The organism is Sphingomonas sp. DBB INV C78, from assembly GCF_042693015.1.
In the GTDB taxonomy this organism is placed as follows: Bacteria; Pseudomonadota; Alphaproteobacteria; order Sphingomonadales; family Sphingomonadaceae; genus Sphingomonas_E.
Genome location: NZ_CP170544.1, coordinates 863,252 through 879,729 on the forward strand (window position 1 = coordinate 863,252; position 16,478 = coordinate 879,729).

Sequence of the window (16,478 nt, forward strand, 5' to 3'; positions counted from 1 at the left end):
CGCAGGCTGGCTATTGGATCAAGGTGTAGTGGATGCCGTGGTATCGCAGCGCGTCAGATAGATGGCGTCTCGTTGAGCCCGAGCCGGGCACACCGAACCGTCGCACCAATCCGGACGCTTGCGAGTCCAAGCCAGGATGCCATCCGATCGAGTTCGATCCTGAGCCGTTCCGAAGTATCGGCGGGAGCGTTCGGTTCAAGGGTGATGCGGTGTGCAAGCAGCACACCTGCCTGGCGGTCAGCCTTAAGATCGACGCGAGCCACGAGCGCCTCATCCATCAAGAAGGGCAAGACGTAATAACCATGGATGCGCTTGCCCTGCGGCACATAGATTTCGATGCGGTAGCGAAATCCAAATAGTCGTTCGGTCCGACTGCGCTCCCAGATCAGGGGGTCAAATGGGGCGAGCAGTGCCGCACAATTCACGCGGCGCGGCGTGCGGGCTTCGCGGTGCATCCAGGCTCTCTGGCTCCAGCCTTCAATCCGCACCGGGATGAGCGTGCCCGCCTCCGACAGTTCAACGATCGCACGATCGCCTTCTTCCGGCTTGAGGCGATAGTAATCGCGCAGGTCGGCTGCCGTCGCGATGCCAAGCGCTCGGGCGCTGCGTTCGATCAGAGCACGTTGCGCGCCTGCGGCATCCGGCGTGGGGAGATCGAGCACGGCCTTCGGCAGCACGCGTTCGGGCAGATCATAGATCCGCGCAAAGCTGCCGCGACGTGTGGCGGTGGTGATCTGGCCTGACCAGAACAGCCATTCGAGGGCGTGCTTGGTGTGGCTCCATTCCCACCAACCGCTTCTGCTCGATCCATTCTCGAAATCGGCGGCCGCCATCGGCCCCTCGGCGATGATCCGGTCGAGTACCGCTTGCGCCTCATGGCGACGCTCGGTCGCAAAGCGCTTCAAGGCTTGATAACCGATTTCGCCCCGCTCGGCCCGGGCCATCCTCCAGCGCAGCAGCGGATGGAGATCGAGCGGTAGAAGCGAGGCTTCATGCGCCCAATATTCGAACAGGCGCCGATGTTGCCGCGAGCCCCAGGCATCCCGTTCGAGCAGCGTTCGATCATAGCTGCCGAGGCGCGAGAAAGCGGGAAGGTAGTGTGCGCGGGCCAACACGTTGACGCTATCGATCTGAAGGAGTCCCAAGTGATCGACTGCTCGACGCAGATGCGTGATCGACGGCTGTTCGGGGTGACGGGTACCAAAGCCCTGCGCGGCGAGCGCGATCCGCCGGGCTTCTTGAAGGGAGACGGGGGTGGTCACGAATGACTGCTTGGCGGTGGCTTCAGGAGGCGTCAACCGTCGCGGGCTGAGGCACCTTTGCGATCGAAAAAGTAACGTAGACTATCGAGAGAGCTGTGGGTCCTTTTCGCGATGGGGTCGTTAATGGCATTCGCGTGAATCGGGTGGAGCGACCAGCGCATGACCGCAATCCAGTTCTCACCATTTCTGCATGATCGCGACGGCCTGCATCGTTTTGTTGCGCATCCACGTCGACAACAACTTCATTCTGATCGCGCCAAATCGTTGAAGTGCAGCATCGCCCGATGAATGCGGAGCCCGAAGCCACATTCGATTGCCTGATCGTCGGTGGCGGGCCGGCTGGGCTGACCGCGGCGATCTATCTCGCTCGCTTCCATCTTGACACAGTGCTTGTTGACGCTGGCCATAGTCGCGCAGCGCTCATCCCGCTTACCCGCAACCATGCAGGGTTTCCGGACGGGATCGCCGGGAGCGAACTGCTGTCGCGCATGCGCCAGCAAGCCAGAAACTATGGCGTCGCCATCCAACATGAGATGATCCATTCCCTGGCCGCCGAAGGCCAATGCTTCATTGCGCGTTCGAAGGAGGGCTCGTGGCGCGCAAGGACCGTTCTTCTGGCGACGGGCGTCGTCAACCGCCGGCCGAGCTTTATCGAGCCAGGCTGGCATGGCGAAGCACTTGCCGCGGGTCTCATCCGCTATTGCCCGATTTGCGACGGCTATGAAGTGACCGACAGGAAGGTCGCCGTGTTCGGGACGGGACGGAGAGGATGCGATGAGGCGATCTTCCTCAGGAGCTTCACGGCCGATGTGACGCTCGTTGCACCTGACGGAGGCCATGATATCGACGCTGAAGACCGCGATGCGTTGGCCGCCGCCGATATCACGCTGCGCGAGCAGTGCGTTTCAATGCGGATCGTGGATCGTGGCATCGAACTTCGTCTGGCAGAGGGAGCGCAGCGCTTTGACTGCCTCTATCCCGCCCTCGGCTCCGACATTCGTTCCGAACTCGCCGGACAAGTCGGCGCTTCGTTGAGCCCGGAAGGTTGTCTCTTGGTCGACGCCCACCAGCGTACCGACATTCCAGGTCTCTATGCGGCGGGCGATGTCGTGCTCGGGCTCGACCAGATCAGCCACGCCATGGGGGAAGGCGGCGTGGCAGCGACCACCATCCGCAACGACGTCGCGCAATGGCGACCGCTCAGACGATAGCGCAGGCGCCGGAACTCCGACCGCGTGTGGTAAGGATTCTAGTTATGGGCCATTTTGCGGGAATGCTGCCGCGAGTTGTGCGAGCGATTGGACAGTCCGATGAGCTTCAAGCGTCCATTCTTAACCTAGGCAAAGGACCCATTGGCCCCTGCAAGTTCGTCGACGTTTGCCGCCTCTCTTGAGAATGATGTCAACACTGTCACGGGGCCGCGACAGGATCTGTAATCATTTGGACTGACCGGCAACGATCGGCTGGTTGATCCGTTGTCGCACCATGTTGTTAGCTTCCGATTATTTCGCGATCGGCCTGAATGTCTGGTCGACCGCGATGCGCCTTGGCGAGACCCTCGCTGCAACGCAATCCGTGCTGGCAAGCCGCAGCCGGACCCTCGATACGGCGATCCGCAATCCCATGGAGACTGACTTCGCAGAACTCGGGCGCTTCGTGCCCGAGAAGATGGATGCCTTCTCCCGCGCCGGTCTCGCCTGGACCATGCAGTTCTGGCGCCTTCAGGCCGACGCCTTTGCGCAGATGCAGGATCTGGGCGCGATCGCGATGGCTGGCGCGAGACCGAAGCCACGGGTCGTGAAGCGCGTCATCCGTCGCTCGGGAAAGCTTGCGACTGAAGCTTCTGTTTCAGCCGGACGGGCGCTGGCACCCGTCCACAAGACCGTGACCGCCAATCAAAAGAGACTGAAACGATCAAACGCCAAGCGCTGAGGAGATCCGAAATGGCCGACAAATCGACCTTCACCACCGACCGCGGCGAGGGCGGCGAGACCCATCAACATGTTCCCGCCAAAGGCCCGCATGACGGCGAAGACCATCTCACGACCAATCAGGGCATTCGCGTCTCCGACAACCAGAACCAGCTCAAGGTGGGTGCACGTGGCCCGGTGCTGCTCGAGGATTTCGCGCTGCGCGAAAAGATCTTCCACTTCGACCATGAGCGCATTCCCGAGCGGATCGTCCATGCACGGGGCTCGGCGGCGCACGGGTATTTCGAGCTTTATGAGTCGCTGTCGGACATCACCAAAGCCGACATCTTCCAGCGCGCGGGTGAGAAGACGCCGTTGTTCACGCGCTTCTCGACGGTCGCAGGTGGCGCGGGTTCGGTCGATACGCCACGTGACGTCCGCGGCTTTGCCGTCAAATTCTACACGAAGGAGGGCAATTGGGATCTGGTCGGCAACAATATCCCCGTCTTCTTCATTCAGGATGCCATCAAGTTTCCCGACCTCGTGCATTCGGTCAAGATGGAGGCGGATCGCGGTTATCCGCAGGCTGCATCAGCCCACGACACCTTCTGGGATTTCATCTCGCTAATGCCCGAATCCACCCACATGATCATGTGGGCTATGTCCGATCGCACCATTCCGAGGTCGCTTGCGATGATCGAGGGGTTTGGCGTCCACACTTTCCGGATGATCAATGCCGAGGGCAATTCGACCTTCGTGAAGTTCCACTGGAAGCCGAAATTGGGCGTCCAGTCGACGATCTGGGACGAGGCGGTGAAGATCGCAGGCGCCGATCCGGATTTCCATCGCCGTGATCTTTTTGAACGGATCGACAGGGGCGATTTCCCCGAGTGGGAACTGGGCCTGCAATTGTTCGACGAGGCGTTCGCGGAGAAATTTGAATTCGACGTGCTCGACCCCACCAAGATCATTCCAGAAGAAGTGCTGCCCGTCCGCATCGTCGGCCGCATGGTCCTCGATCGCTGGCCGGATAACTTCTTCGCGGAGACCGAGCAGGTTGCCTATTGTCCGGCCAACATCGTGCCAGGGCTGGATTTCACCAACGATCCCCTGCTGCAAGGGCGGCTATTCTCCTATCTCGACACGCAGAAGAGCAGGCTTGGTACGGCCAATTTCCACCAGATCCCAATCAATGCGGCCAAATGCCCCGTCATGAACTTCCAGCGCGATGGCATGATGCAGATGCTGCAGCCCAAAGGCCGCGCCAATTACGAGCCCAACAGCCTCAATGAGGCAGGCGAGGTGACCGGCCCGCGCGAATGTCCAGCAACCGGCTTTTCGTCGTTCGATGGGGCGGACAGCGTCGGTGAGATCGGCGCGAATAAGGTACGGCTGCGGAGCGAAAGCTTTGCCGATCATTACAGCCAGGCGCGCTTGTTCTTCCGGTCGCTTCATGAGGCCGAGCAGGCGCATCTGGCATCGGCCCTTGTCTTCGAACTCTCGAAGGTCGGCCTCGTCCATGTCCGCACCCGAATGCTGTCGAACCTGGTCAATGTGGATGCTGGCCTTGCCAAGCGCGTGGCGGAGGGGCTTGCTATGCCCGTGCCCAAGGCGTCACTGGCGGCCGCCGCGCCGCGCGACTTCGATCCATCGCCGGCTCTCAGGATCATTGAGGGACCACGCCAGCGCGAGACGCTGGAAGGCCGCGCCGTCGGCATCCTCTATGCCGATGGGTCGGACGGGGCCGAGGTGGCGGCCGTCCGCAAGGCAGTGGAGGCGGCGAAGGGCAAGCCCGTGCTGATTTCGCCCAAGGTTGGCGGCGCGAAGCTCAACGACGGCACATTGCTCGCCGCCGACGGTCAGCTTGCCGGCACGCCATCGGTCATCGTTGACGCCATCGCGCTGGTGCTGTCGGCGGACGGTGCCGCGGCGCTGGCGAAGGATGCGGCGGCCGTGCAGTTCGTGATGGATGCCTTCGGGCATCTCAAGGCCATCGGGGCGAGTGACGGCGCCAAGGCATTGCTCTCCAAGGCGGGTGTCGAAGCCTCCGATGGCGTTACGGGTCTTGGCAAGGATTTCATTGCCGCGGCGGGCAGGCGCTTCTTTGCCCGAGAGCCTGAAGTGCGGATGCTCGCTTGAACGATTCGTGTGTCGCCCGCCGGTAGGCTGTTTCCTCGCGCGCGCTTTCCTCCACGGCTGACAAGGCAAGCCCATGGATCTGACCGAACGGCTGGACCTGCGCGGCGGTCGCCCGTGCTGGCGGGATGCCGCACATGATAAGGTCAAGGCGGATCCGCTGCCATCCACAGTCGATGTCGCCATCGTCGGCGCCGGTATCATGGGCGCCATGGTGGCGGAAAGACTGAGCCGCGACGGACATCGCGTTGCCTTGCTCGATCGTCGCCCGCCGGCCCTCGGCGCAACGGCTGCCTCGACTGCGCTGGTAATGTGGGCAGTTGACGTGCCGCTGTCCATGCTGTCGCAGCGCATCGGATCGGACAAGGCGGCGCAGGCCTGGCGCAGAGTTCATCGCGCAGTCTGCGATCTTGCCGAGCTTATTGAAGGGCAAGGGATCGACTGCAGCTGGCGTGCGCGGCCGGAGCTGTATCTCGCCGGATCGCTGCTCGACGAAGCCGGATTGGAGGCCGAGGGACGGATCCGCCGGGCAGCCGGCTTGCCTTCCTCTTTCCTAGCGTCGGAGATGCTTGCGCGCCGCTTCGATCTGCCGGAGCGCGCGGGCCTGCTTTCCGAAAACAGTTTCGGGGTCGATCCGGTCGCGCTGACTCTGGCACTGCTCCACCGTGCGCGGAACCATGGGGCTTCGCTGAGCTTCCCCATCGACGTGACGCGTATCGCTGAAGAGGCGGGCTCGGTACGGCTGACCACCACGGACGGCACGATCAATGCGAGGCGGCTGATCCTGGCCACCGGCTATGAAGCGGCACGCTGGTATTTGCCGGCTGCGTTCAGCCTCGCGTCGAGTTTCGCGATTGCGACTGCTCCGGGCACCGCACCGGCCTGGCGGGAGAATGCCCTGATTTGGGAGGCGGCGAGCCCCTATCTCTATGCGCGCGCGACCGCGGATGGCCGGATCATCGTCGGTGGCGAAGATGAAGATCAATTCGCTCCGGAGACGCGCGATGCCATTCTGTCCGCCAAAAGCGGTTTGCTGGAGGCCAAGGGTGCAGCCCTGCTGGGGCTTGATCGCCTCGAGGCCGACTGTGCCTGGGCGGCGACCTTCGGGGGTTCACCAGACGGTCTTCCGGCGATCGGACGGGCGCATAATGCCGAACGCATCTGGCTGGCATACGGATTTGGCGGCAACGGCATCAGCTTTGCGAGCCTGGCCGCCAGTTTGATTGTCGAGCACTTTGCGGGTGAGGCGACCCCCGGAGCCGTCTTGTTTGATCCGTATCGCCACGTTTAACGGGCGATCATCCAGCCTGGCTCAACAAAAAGAGCAGCGCGCCGTTCCGACGCGCTGCTCCCGGGGGGCTCTCTAGAATTTACAGGACCCGATCGGTCCGCCGCAGACGATCCCTTTCCTCGGCAATCTGTTCCGGCGTGTAAGGCGCGGCAGTTTCGTCAAACCGCGACCAGCCCACATCGCGGTAGAACCTCCCGCGCTCGGTCGGATCGACGGCGCGGTAACGATCGAGGATCGCCTCGGCCTGGGGCGCAAGATCATTGCTCACTTTGGCGCTGACCAGGGTGCCGCCACGGCGCACGCCTTCAGCATAGACATGGGCATCGTCTTCACTGACGCCTTCCTTTTGCATTGCGCCGACCACGCCGCCGATCGCACCGCCGACGATCGCGCCACCGCCGGCCCCGACCGCGGTAGCGGCGAGCCAGCCGGCCGCAACGACCGGACCGAGACCAGGGATGGCGAGCACGCCAAGTCCCGCCAGCAGACCACCAACACCGCCAATCACGGCACCGGCGCCTGCGCCCTTGCCGGCATCTTCGGCTGCTTCCGAATGGCCGGACTGGTGCGCAACGATGCTGATGTCATCGCGCGGCACGCCGATGCGTTCGAGTTCTCCGACTGCGCCCGCCGCATCCGAATAATTGTCGTACAGCTTTGTGAGTGTCTTCGTCATGGTAATGGCTCCTGCCGAACGCAAAGCATTCACTTCGTTACGATATTGCCCTTGTAATCGAGGGCGATATGGACGCTCTTGCCATGCTTCTTCGCCATGCCCTGCCAAAGACCATTATCGTCCTTTGTGAGCCCGGAGATGTCGGTGAAGCCACCCTTCGCGATGCGATCGCGGGCCTGTTCTTCAGTGAAGGAATTGGCGCCGCTCGCGGCGACAGCCGCCGTCTCGACATCGGCATCCTTGAGCGCAGAATTGGCCGGCGCGTCGGATTGCGCAACCGGGGCCGACTGGGCGAAGGCCGAAGTGCTCCCCAGCGCGACGGCAAGCGTCGCGACGATTATTTTGAACTGCATTGAGGGTCTCCAGATTGGTGCGATAAAAACGCGCCAGACAGACATTGGTCGCGAGGAAAATTCTGATCGGTGTTAAGACGGGACAGGTTGAGCGAGAGCAGACTGCCCCTTGTCCGGTCCGCCCCGGTCAGCGCGGGACGAGGTCGACGGCAGTGGTGCCGTGGTCAGGAACTGGACGCGGGCGCCGGGGTTCAAATCACGCGGAACAGCAACAAGAGCACGATGATGATTCCCGGGACGCCCAGCAGCCATAAGATCAGTCCTTTGCCCATGATCGCCTCCACGTGCTGGTTGTTGTCGAACGCCTAGGAACGGCGGAGGCCAGCGGCAGTTCCTTGGATGGTCGACGACCGACGGCGCCCGCTTCCACCCAGAGCGACCGGCAAGCCACACGCTGCGCGAGAGAACCCTTTTGGTGCGTTGGAGTTGAGTGAAGGCTGAAGCGGGTCATTGTTGGGTTGTTGTCGAAAGGAACAGAATGCTGGCGCTCACATGGGAGGCCGCGCCGGTCGTAAGCCACTTCAGGATAAACATCGTTCTTTGCTGAGCGCGTTCGCGGCCATAAGCATGCTAAGCGTATCGATATGACTAACATCCATAGGCTTGCCGGTATCGTCGACGTGGACGGGCTCCAATATGAGTGGGAACTCCGGAGTGAACCACAGTGGGGCGAGTCCGAAGGCTGGAAGGGCATGACAATTGCCTTGCGGCAGAAAGACACACAGCGCGCAGCGTTACTGGAATTTCCGCCGCCGAAACGCTTGATGAAGGGACTGAAACGGGGCCGTCTCCAAGTCAGCGACGCTACCGTTTCTCGCGGAATTCGCGCCGCATTACGGGCTGGGTGGGAGCCCGCATCACGGGGCAAGCCCATGGTGTTTATGGTTGACGCGGACGGCAATTAGTCGAGAGCCGGCGTGGGACGGCGCGCACTGGAGCCCGCCGACTTTTATGTCATTGGGACGGTCGAACGACCTTCCAATCCGGATGGATACTCGCAACCGATTAAATGCTGTCGTTTACAGCTAGCTCGAATTTGGACGCCGGCGCCGTGTCCCGTGGGGCCATTTGCCGTCGCCATTCAAGCCGCCCTCACCATGCGTCAAGCAATGCAAGTCGGATGAGGCGGCTTCCAATCCGTGGCGCTCACGGACAACCTCGGTTACACGATTTCTGATTCAAAGTGTTCAATTCGCGCGGAAAGGAGTCATCGTGACACTGCCTAATGTCCTCGAGCCAACCTACTTGCAGATGCTGAAGGCACTCTCTGCGTGGCTCGGCAAGGCAGAGGCGCAGAGACCCGACGGCGGATCGGAGGCGCTCCTGACCGCTCGCCTCGCTCCTGACATGTTCCCGTTAGCTACCCAGATTCGCTTCGCCTGCGTGCAGGCCCAAGAGGGTGTATTCCGATTGAAAGGTCAGGAGTTCCCGGCGTCACTGGAAGCGCTGCTGAATGAGGGGAGAACCGCGATCGAATTCCCCGGCTCGATGACCGACGCCCGCGCGCGGATCGACGAAACGATAGCGGTCGTGGAGGCGGTCGCCTCCGAGGCGTTCGACGTCGATCCTGCGACGCCAATTGCCCATGCTTTGCCCTCCGGCATGGTCTTCGACTTCACGGCGGAGCAGTATGCGCGCGACTGGGCGCTGCCTCAGTTTTACTTCCACGTAATGATCGCCTACGCCATTCTGCGCGCCGAGGGCGTTGATCTCGGTAAGGCGGACTATGTTGCCCACCTATTCGCCTACCTTCGCCCCGGGACGATGCCCTCCTGATTGGAGCAACGGACCGCGCTCGCAGACATGGCGGTCGTTGCAACGGGCCTCGCCTGAAAGCCGCCGTCAGTTCAAAATGAGGATCCGGGGCGGGGATCGGCGCTCGCGTTTTGGGAAGCCAGATTGAAGGCGCGCTGCCGCAGCATCTTCGAAGATCACAATCCAAGTTCGACATGATTACTCGCGTGCAGGGCGTGCCGAGCAGCGACCCGCAAGCGCAACCAACGGTATCGAAGTGGCAGCCATCATGGCAGCCGCCCCGGACGGTTCGGTCGCGTCGGTCACGCGACCAGACCCAGCCGCTGCGCGGTGTTCTGCAGCGGGATCAGCAGCCGGCGCAGGATGAATTCGTACCGGCCGCACCACCGCACCGACCGGGCCTGCTGCACTGGCAACGCCAACTCGCCGAGCCGGTTCGAAAGCAGCTTTTTTGGCGAGATGTTTTGCCAGCATGGATTGGTGACGCGCGCACGGAGCGCCCGGTCGATCTCGTCCTCCAATGTGCGGATTACGGAGCGCTGGGGGCGGCTGTGACGGCGCGCCGTCACAGATTATGTCAAATATTACGGTCCTGAGCATATTGCACTCGGCAATGATGCGCAGTTCCTGCGTTCAGCGGACGAGAAAATTGCCGGGAATATCAATGTCATCGGGGCTGGTGGAGCTGAGGGGAATCGAACCCCTGACCTCTGCAGTGCGATTGCAGCGCTCTCCCATCTGAGCTACAGCCCCTCGCCCGAGGCGGCCCCTTTAGCGACAGGTTTCGGGCGATGCAACGGCCCGTGCGTGCTTTTTCGCAAACATTTCGCTTGCGACAGACGGTTCGTCGCGAAGTGCCAAGTGCTGGGGCGGCTTTGACGGAACCATAGTGACCGTTCTGCCCTTTTTCTTCTGCGTGCGGCGCATGACGGCGCCGCCGATCCAGACGCAGGAGATATCGATGGGTTATGAACGCAGCGACCGCCGCTACGGTCGTGACGCCGATTATGGCTATCGCGAAAACCGCAACCGCAATTACGATGACGGTCGGTATCGTGCCGGTTCCGACCGCCGCTACGGTTATGAGAACAGGCAGCCCGCCGACTATGACTATGACGATCGGGGCTTCTTCGATCGCGCCGGCGACGAGGTTCGTTCGTGGTTCGGGGACGAGGAGGCAGAACGCCGCCGTCGCCTTGATGAGCGCTACGCGCAAGCGGAATATGAACGGGAATATCGGCCGGGCATCGCTTATGGCGTCGGCCGTGCCGGCTGGTCCAACCCCGATTACGGAGCTGGGCGCGGGGCCGGCGCCACCGGCAATTGGGGCTTAGGTGCTGGCCAGGATCGCGCTACGTGGGGCCATGATCCGTATCAGGCGTGGCGTCGCCGCCAGATCGACGCGCTCGATCGCGATTATGCCGACTATCGGAACGAGAACCAGTCGCATTTCGACCGCGAATTCGGCAGCTGGCGGACACAGCGCCTCGGTCAGCGTGATGCGTTAAATCGTGCCAGCGAACATCAGGATGTTGTCGGCTCCGACGGCAGTCATGTCGGCACGGTGGATAAGGTTCGTGGTGACCGTATCATTCTGACGAAGAGCGATGCGGAAGCTGGCGGGCGCCATCATTCCATCCCGTGCGGCTGGATCAGCAGCGTCGAAGATGGCCGTGTGACTCTCAATCGCACAGCCGAACAGGCCCAGCAGGCCTGGAAGGACGAGGAGCGCGGCGACGCGGTTGGCTGGCGCGACCGCGACGATGATAGGGATCGAAACTTCGGTCGCCGCACGTACGGCGCATTCTAAGCTGGTTTGAAGGAGCGCCGGGAAACTGGCGCTCCTTTATCGTTATTGAAGCAGCGCCGCGACCAGGGACTTGACCTTTTTCTGACGCCATTGCGGGAGTGGCGCGAGCAGCCAATAACCTACGCCCGCCAACTGCTCTCCATAGGAGCGAACTCTTCCGCTCGCTATGTCGGAAGCGGCGAGCAGAGCCGGAACGCAAGCGCGTCCGAAACCGGCTGCAGCTGCGTCTATCGCCAGTCCGGCATCGGCCACCGTCAACATCACGGGGGATGCTTCGCTCTGCGGGCATCCGGGCCACCCTATGCGGTTTTCACCGCCGCCTTCGATGCCCACGGTGACAAAGCCGGAAGCGGGCAACGCCGCGCCTTCATGCTCGCCCGGGCCTTCCGTCAGCCTAATCGCTAGATCGAGATTGGCTTGAGTGAAGTCCAATTCATCATCCGCCGCAACGACGACGAAGCGAAGGTCCGGGTCCGTGCGCCCGTAAGCGGATAGATGGGCGCTCAGCCATTTTGCGGTCAGATCGCGCGGGGCCGCTATCGTCAGCGTCTTGGAGGATTGGCCGGCCTGCATCGCGCGCACCGCTTCCTCGAACTGCAGGAAGCCGGCGCGCAACGCTTCGAGGCCGGCGGCGCCTTCGGGCGTGAGTTCGAGCCCCTTAGCGGTACGGCGGAACAGCACGACACCCAGCGTATCTTCCAACGCGCGAATCTGCTGGCCGACGGCGGCGGGTGTCACTGCCAGTTCGTCCGCCGCGCGGGTGAAGGACAGGTGACGGGCAGCGGCGTCTAGTACCCGCAAGCCATTCAAGGGGAGATGCGTTCTCTTCATTGCGTTACTGCCGGCCCGATCAATTGGAAGCGTGGAATTCGGACATCGAAGCTCGACCCATCTTCGCCGACCATCCGATAACTGCCCTCCATGGCGCCCGTAGGAGTGTGGAGAGGGCAACCGGATACATAGTCATAGCTACGGCCAGCTTCGATCACTGGCTGTTCGCCGACGACGCCTTCGCCCTGCACCTCATGCTTCCCGCCGCGGCCGTCGACAATCGTCCAGTGGCGATGGAGGAGCTGAATGGCGGCCGTGCCGTGGTTCTCGATGCGGATATGGTAGGTCCAGAACCAGCGGCCCCTGGCGGGTTCGGACTGTTCCGGCAGGAAGCTGACCGAGACGCGCACTACCACTTCGCGCGTTGTCGCGCTGTAGCGGAAGAGCGCGTCGAAGGCCATCAGAGCCCCACGGTCCGTAGCGCCCGATCGAGATCGTCGATCACGTCCTGCGGATCTTCCAGGCCGACGCTGAGACGCAGCATGCCTTCCTCGACACCCATCTCCGCGCGCACCTCGGCGGTCAGGCCGGCGTGGGTGGTGGAGCAGGGGTGGGTCATCAGCGAACGGGAGTCGCCGATATTGTTCGAGATATCGACGAGCTCGAGCGCGTCGAGCAGGCCGTGCGCCTGCGGGCGGCCACCGTCCAGATAAAGCGCGATGATCGTGCCGCCCGCACCCATCTGTTTCATTGCCAGATCGTACTGCGGATGGCTGGCGAGGCCTGGATAGAGCGTGCGAGGAACCCGTCTCTCGAGGAAGCTCGCGACCTTGAGCGCATTCTCGCTCTGGCGGCGGATGCGGAGATCGAGCGTTTCCAGGCCCTTCAGAACGACCCAGGCATTGAACGGCGAGAGCGTCGGCCCGGTGTTGCGGGTGAAGGCGAGCAGGGTGTTCTCGATGAATTCATGCGTGCCGCATACGGCGCCCGCCAGCACGCGGCCCTGGCCGTCCATCATCTTGGTGGCCGAATAAGCGACGATATCCGCGCCATAATCCATCGGCCGCTGCAGCAGCGGCGTGGCGAAGGCATTGTCGACGACAGTGGTAACGCCGGCGTCCTTGCCGATGCGACACACCGCCTCGAGATCGACGATGTCGAGCGTCGGGTTGGCGGGGGTCTCGAAGAAGAAGAGCTTGGTATTCGGGCGAATCGCCGCCTTCCACGCATCATTGTCGCGCGCGTCGATGATCGTGCTGGTGACGCCGAAGCGCGGCAGCAGCGTATCGGTCAGCCAGCGGCAGGAACCGAAGGCGGCCCGGCCCGCAACGATATGATCGCCGGCACTGAGCTGGCAGAGAAGGGCGGCCGTCATCGCCGCCATGCCGCTGGCCATCGCGCGGCAGGCCTCGGCGCCTTCCAGAAGGGCGATGCGCTGTTCGAGCATCTCGACCGTCGGGTTCTGCAGGCGCGAATAGGTCATGCCCTGTTGTTCGCCGGCGAACCGGGCCGCCGCGTCGCCAGCGCAATCATAGGCATAGCCCGACGTCAGAAAGAGCGCCTCGCTGGTTTCGCCATAATGCGAGCGCGCGGTGCCGCCGCGAACGGCCTGGGTGGCCGGGCGCCAGCGCGAGGTGATGGAACGGTCCTGTCCGGTAAGCTTCTTCATGGCGCCCGCTTTGCGACGGGCAGGCAATGTCCGTCAATCCACGAGTGCCGGGCTTGCATGGTGCGCCACCTCGAATATCTTGTTCTTCGAGACCGGGAGAAGGACATTATGGCGAAGATTCAAGATATTCCGTTGAAGACGATTACGGGCGTCGATGCCTCGCTGGGCGATCATGCGGGAAAGGTGCTGCTCGTCGTCAATGTCGCGTCGAAATGCGGCCTGACGCCGCAATATGCGGGCCTCGAGACGGCCTACGAAAAATATAAGGATCAGGGATTCGCGGTGCTGGGATTCCCCGCCAATGATTTCGGCGCGCAGGAGCCGGGCACCAATGACGAGATCGCGGAATTCTGCGCGGCGACCTTCGGCGTCGATTTCCCGATGTTCGCCAAGATCGTCGTCAACGGGCCGGACCGGCATCCGCTCTACAAGGAATTGATCGCGGCCAAGCCCGATGCCGAAACGAGTGGGGAAGGATTCGAGGAGAAGCTTTCACGCTATGGCTTCAAGCGGGAAAACCCCACGGATATCCTATGGAACTTCGAGAAGTTTCTGATCGCGCGTGACGGCAATGTGGTCGCTCGTTTCACGCCGGAAATGACCCCGGAGAGTCCGGAGGTCAGTTCCGCCATCGAACGCGAACTCGCTAAGTGAGTGAGGGCGGCGGCGCTTAAAGCGCCACCAGCACCGCGTCGCCCATTTGGGATGTGGACATGGCGCCGCCGAGGTCGGGCGAGCGGGCACCGCCGGCAAGCGCCTGAGCGACGGCGGCCTCGATGCGATCGGCTTCGGCCGGCTGGCCGAGCGAATAGCGCAGCATCATCGCGGCGGAGAGGATCGTCGCGAGCGGGTTGGCCTTGCCCTGGCCGGCGATATCGGGCGCGGAGCCGTGGATCGGTTCGTACAGACCCAGGTTTAGACTGTTGAGCGTGGCGGACGGCAGCATGCCGATCGATCCGGCGCACATAGAGGCTTGATCTGAAAGGATATCCCCGAAGAGATTGCCGGTGACGATGACATCGAACTGACCCGGATTACGGACCAGCTGCATCGCGGCGTTGTCTACATACATGTGGCTCAATTCCACATCGGGATAGTCGGCCGAAATCTCGATCACCACGTCGCGCCAGAGCTGCGAGGTTTCCAGCACATTGGCCTTGTCGACCGAGCAGAGCTTGCCGCGGCGGGCGCGCGCGGTTTCGAAGCCGACGCGGGCGATGCGGGCCACTTCGGCCTCGTTGTAGGACATGACGTCATAGCCTTCGCGCAGGCCATCGGCGGTTTTGCGATGGCCCTTCTCGCCGAAATAGACGTCGCCATTGGTTTCGCGGACGATGACGAGATCGATTGCGGCGGCGACTTCCGGCCGCAGCGCGGAGGCATCGGCCAGTTCCGGGAACAGCTTGGCCGGGCGAAGATTGGCAAACAGGCCGAGTTCCTTGCGCAGGCCGAGGATCGCCTGTTCCGGGCGCAGATGCCGTTCCAGCGCATCGCAATCGGGATCGCCCACCGCGCCGAACAGGATCGCATCGGCCTTGCGCGCGAGTTCCAGCGTCGCCGGCGGCAGCGGATGGCCCGCCGCCTTGTAGGCCGCGCCGCCCACGGGGGCTTCCTGGAAGGTCAGCAGGTCGCCGGTGACGGCACGCAGAACGCGGACGGCCTGTTCGGTGACTTCGGGGCCGATACCGTCGCCGGGCAGCAATGCGATGAGCATGAATGTTTCCCTTTCGTGATCGCGGCAGCCCATGCCGCCTGATTGCGCGCGACGGAAGCCCGAAATTGGCCGCGCGACATATTCGGGACCGGATCGGTCGCCCAAAGGAAGTGGCCCATTACGGGACGTTCCCGCACAAGCCCAGCGTATCGGGGGACAAGACACGGGCGTTCTGGTAGAAAATAGCCAGAGTCGCTGGAGTCGAAAGGGGTCGCACCCAAGGACTGCAATCTCCGTTGTTTGGGTGATTGGAGGGGGCGTTTCGTGAAGCAGTTGCTGGCCATCATGATGGCTGCGCCGATTTTCTTCGGATCGGCGCATGCGACGGTGCTTTATGGCGTCGATAACGACAAGAATCTCATCAGCTTCGACAGTGCGGACCCGGCCACGACGCTGAGCGTGGTGCCGATCAGCGGCTTGACGGGCGGCCTGGAAGCGATCGACGTCCGCCCGCTGACCAACCAGCTCTACGGCCTGACGGACGATCTGCAACTCGTTCAGATCGATCATCTGACCGGAGTCGCCACCACCATCAGCCCCGGGCCGCTGGCGCTGAGCGGCAACAGCTTCGGCTTCGATTTCAACCCGACGATCGATCGCATCCGGGTGGTGACCGACACCGGCCATAATTATGTGCTGAACCCGCATACCGGCCAGATCCAGCTTGCCGCGACCGACCTTTCCTATGCCGTCGTCGATCCGAATTTCGGCGCGATTCCGGGCGTGACGGGATCGGCCTATACGCCGTCCAGCCTGGGCGAGCCGGGCACGACGACCCAGCTTTACGGCATCGACACGCTGAACGACCTGCTGGTGAAGCAGGCCAATAATAGCGGGATATTGACGACGGTCGGCTCGATCGGTGTCGATCTGGCCGAAAGCAGCTTCGAGATCAGCTTCGACGGCGAAGCCTTCGCGCTGGAGGATGAAAGCCTCTACAAGGTCGATCTGGCGACCGGCGCGCTGACGCTGCTGGGGCTTACCGATCGCACTCTATCGAGCCTGACGGCCTTTGCCGTGCCCGAGCCGACCGGTTGGGCAATGATGCTGGTGGGGTTCGCCGTGGTCGGCTTTTCGATCCGCCGCCGGGACAATCGATCGCGGCAGATGGTTTGAGGCGCGGGCAGGGGC

17 protein-coding genes and 1 tRNA gene are annotated in these 16,478 nt (G+C 62.6%); 9 read left to right on the plus strand and 9 right to left on the minus strand.

Features of this window, described 5'->3' with window-relative positions:
• Window positions 1-53: 53 nt before the first annotated feature.
• A complete protein-coding gene (locus ACFB49_RS04200) occupies window positions 54-1,262 on the minus strand; it encodes a winged helix-turn-helix domain-containing protein (RefSeq protein ID WP_380876362.1) in 1,209 nt (402 codons plus the stop codon).
• A gap of 284 nt (window positions 1,263-1,546) precedes the next feature.
• Here ACFB49_RS04200 and ACFB49_RS04205 point away from each other — a divergent pair, with 284 nt between their 5' ends.
• From ACFB49_RS04205 to ACFB49_RS04220, 4 genes are all read left to right on the plus strand, one after another.
• Window positions 1,547-2,473 carry an NAD(P)/FAD-dependent oxidoreductase gene (locus ACFB49_RS04205; RefSeq protein ID WP_380876364.1) on the plus strand — a complete coding sequence of 309 codons (927 nt, stop codon included), beginning with the start codon at window positions 1,547-1,549 and terminating at the stop codon, window positions 2,471-2,473.
• Window positions 2,474-2,801: 328 nt separating this feature from the next.
• On the plus strand, window positions 2,802-3,194 hold the full coding sequence (locus tag ACFB49_RS04210) for a hypothetical protein (protein ID WP_380876366.1): 393 nt from the start codon (window positions 2,802-2,804) through the stop codon (window positions 3,192-3,194).
• An 11-nt stretch (window positions 3,195-3,205) separates the two neighbouring features.
• Window positions 3,206-5,311: a catalase gene (locus tag ACFB49_RS04215; protein WP_380876368.1), complete on the plus strand. Its 2,106-nt coding sequence runs from the start codon at window positions 3,206-3,208 to the stop codon at window positions 5,309-5,311.
• Between the two features lie 73 nt (window positions 5,312-5,384).
• Window positions 5,385-6,599 (plus strand): NAD(P)/FAD-dependent oxidoreductase, encoded by a 1,215-nt coding sequence (locus tag ACFB49_RS04220; protein ID WP_380876371.1) that lies wholly within the window; start codon window positions 5,385-5,387, stop codon window positions 6,597-6,599.
• A gap of 79 nt (window positions 6,600-6,678) precedes the next feature.
• Here the strand turns inward: ACFB49_RS04220 and ACFB49_RS04225 are convergent, their stop codons facing one another.
• Together ACFB49_RS04225 and ACFB49_RS04230 are read right to left on the minus strand one after the other, a co-directional pair.
• The gene (locus ACFB49_RS04225) at window positions 6,679-7,275 is read right to left on the minus strand and encodes a general stress protein (protein WP_380876374.1); all 597 of its coding nucleotides are present in this window, start codon (window positions 7,273-7,275) and stop codon (window positions 6,679-6,681) included.
• A 29-nt stretch (window positions 7,276-7,304) separates the two neighbouring features.
• On the minus strand, window positions 7,305-7,628 hold the full coding sequence (locus tag ACFB49_RS04230; RefSeq protein ID WP_380876377.1) for a hypothetical protein: 324 nt from the start codon (window positions 7,626-7,628) through the stop codon (window positions 7,305-7,307).
• Window positions 7,629-8,212: 584 nt separating this feature from the next.
• Between ACFB49_RS04230 and ACFB49_RS04235 the strand changes: the two genes are divergently transcribed.
• Together ACFB49_RS04235 and ACFB49_RS04240 are read left to right on the plus strand one after the other, a co-directional pair.
• A complete protein-coding gene (locus tag ACFB49_RS04235) occupies window positions 8,213-8,533 on the plus strand; it encodes a hypothetical protein (RefSeq protein WP_380876380.1) in 321 nt (106 codons plus the stop codon).
• 307 nt (window positions 8,534-8,840) lie between these two features.
• Window positions 8,841-9,404, plus strand: a complete 564-nt coding sequence (locus ACFB49_RS04240) for a DUF1993 family protein (RefSeq protein ID WP_380876381.1) — start codon at window positions 8,841-8,843, stop codon at window positions 9,402-9,404.
• A 281-nt stretch (window positions 9,405-9,685) separates the two neighbouring features.
• On the opposite strand, the gene ACFB49_RS04245 is transcribed toward ACFB49_RS04240, so the two are convergent.
• The gene (locus ACFB49_RS04245) at window positions 9,686-9,904 is read right to left on the minus strand and encodes a hypothetical protein (RefSeq protein WP_380880149.1); all 219 of its coding nucleotides are present in this window, start codon (window positions 9,902-9,904) and stop codon (window positions 9,686-9,688) included.
• Window positions 9,905-10,060: 156 nt separating this feature from the next.
• Window positions 10,061-10,136 (minus strand) — tRNA-Ala (locus tag ACFB49_RS04250).
• 136 nt (window positions 10,137-10,272) lie between these two features.
• Between ACFB49_RS04250 and ACFB49_RS04255 the strand changes: the two genes are divergently transcribed.
• Window positions 10,273-11,193 carry a DUF2171 domain-containing protein gene (locus ACFB49_RS04255; RefSeq protein ID WP_380876383.1) on the plus strand — a complete coding sequence of 307 codons (921 nt, stop codon included), beginning with the start codon at window positions 10,273-10,275 and terminating at the stop codon, window positions 11,191-11,193.
• A 42-nt stretch (window positions 11,194-11,235) separates the two neighbouring features.
• On the opposite strand, the gene ACFB49_RS04260 is transcribed toward ACFB49_RS04255, so the two are convergent.
• From ACFB49_RS04260 to ACFB49_RS04270, 3 genes are read right to left on the minus strand one after another with little or no spacing between them, the layout of a single operon-like run.
• Window positions 11,236-12,024 carry a LysR family transcriptional regulator gene (locus ACFB49_RS04260; protein ID WP_380876386.1) on the minus strand — a complete coding sequence of 263 codons (789 nt, stop codon included), beginning with the start codon at window positions 12,022-12,024 and terminating at the stop codon, window positions 11,236-11,238.
• Entirely contained in the window at window positions 12,021-12,425 is a 405-nt protein-coding gene (apaG, locus tag ACFB49_RS04265) for a Co2+/Mg2+ efflux protein ApaG (protein ID WP_380876388.1), read from the minus strand. Before apaG ends, ACFB49_RS04260 begins: the two co-directional genes overlap by 4 nt.
• Window positions 12,425-13,633, minus strand: coding sequence for a trans-sulfuration enzyme family protein (locus tag ACFB49_RS04270; RefSeq protein WP_380876391.1), 1,209 nt, complete (start codon window positions 13,631-13,633; stop codon window positions 12,425-12,427). Before ACFB49_RS04270 ends, apaG begins: the two co-directional genes overlap by 1 nt.
• A 108-nt stretch (window positions 13,634-13,741) precedes the next feature.
• On the opposite strand from ACFB49_RS04270, the gene ACFB49_RS04275 reads away from it, so the two are divergent.
• On the plus strand, window positions 13,742-14,287 hold the full coding sequence (locus tag ACFB49_RS04275; RefSeq protein ID WP_380876394.1) for a glutathione peroxidase: 546 nt from the start codon (window positions 13,742-13,744) through the stop codon (window positions 14,285-14,287).
• Window positions 14,288-14,303: 16 nt separating this feature from the next.
• Here the strand turns inward: ACFB49_RS04275 and leuB are convergent, their stop codons facing one another.
• Complete coding sequence (leuB, locus tag ACFB49_RS04280) at window positions 14,304-15,347, minus strand: 3-isopropylmalate dehydrogenase (protein ID WP_380876397.1); 1,044 nt, start codon at window positions 15,345-15,347, stop codon at window positions 14,304-14,306.
• Between the two features lie 264 nt (window positions 15,348-15,611).
• On the opposite strand from leuB, the gene ACFB49_RS04285 reads away from it, so the two are divergent.
• Window positions 15,612-16,463 (plus strand): DUF4394 domain-containing protein, encoded by an 852-nt coding sequence (locus ACFB49_RS04285; protein WP_380876399.1) that lies wholly within the window; start codon window positions 15,612-15,614, stop codon window positions 16,461-16,463.
• Window positions 16,464-16,478 lie beyond the last annotated feature (15 nt).

Coding starts and splice junctions, on each gene's coding strand:
- apaG (WP_380876388.1), bottom strand. CDS start 12,425: ATGGCCTTCGACGCGCTCTTCCGCTACAGCGCGACAACGCGCGAAGTG.
- ACFB49_RS04230 (WP_380876377.1), bottom strand. CDS start 7,628: ATGCAGTTCAAAATAATCGTCGCGACGCTTGCCGTCGCGCTGGGGAGC.
- ACFB49_RS04205 (WP_380876364.1), top strand. CDS start 1,547: ATGAATGCGGAGCCCGAAGCCACATTCGATTGCCTGATCGTCGGTGGC.
- ACFB49_RS04275 (WP_380876394.1), top strand. CDS start 13,742: ATGGCGAAGATTCAAGATATTCCGTTGAAGACGATTACGGGCGTCGAT.
- ACFB49_RS04210 (WP_380876366.1), top strand. CDS start 2,802: ATGCGCCTTGGCGAGACCCTCGCTGCAACGCAATCCGTGCTGGCAAGC.
- ACFB49_RS04225 (WP_380876374.1), bottom strand. CDS start 7,275: ATGACGAAGACACTCACAAAGCTGTACGACAATTATTCGGATGCGGCG.
- ACFB49_RS04215 (WP_380876368.1), top strand. CDS start 3,206: ATGGCCGACAAATCGACCTTCACCACCGACCGCGGCGAGGGCGGCGAG.
- ACFB49_RS04235 (WP_380876380.1), top strand. CDS start 8,213: ATGACTAACATCCATAGGCTTGCCGGTATCGTCGACGTGGACGGGCTC.
- ACFB49_RS04220 (WP_380876371.1), top strand. CDS start 5,385: ATGGATCTGACCGAACGGCTGGACCTGCGCGGCGGTCGCCCGTGCTGG.
- ACFB49_RS04260 (WP_380876386.1), bottom strand. CDS start 12,024: ATGAAGAGAACGCATCTCCCCTTGAATGGCTTGCGGGTACTAGACGCC.
- ACFB49_RS04270 (WP_380876391.1), bottom strand. CDS start 13,633: ATGAAGAAGCTTACCGGACAGGACCGTTCCATCACCTCGCGCTGGCGC.
- leuB (WP_380876397.1), bottom strand. CDS start 15,347: ATGCTCATCGCATTGCTGCCCGGCGACGGTATCGGCCCCGAAGTCACC.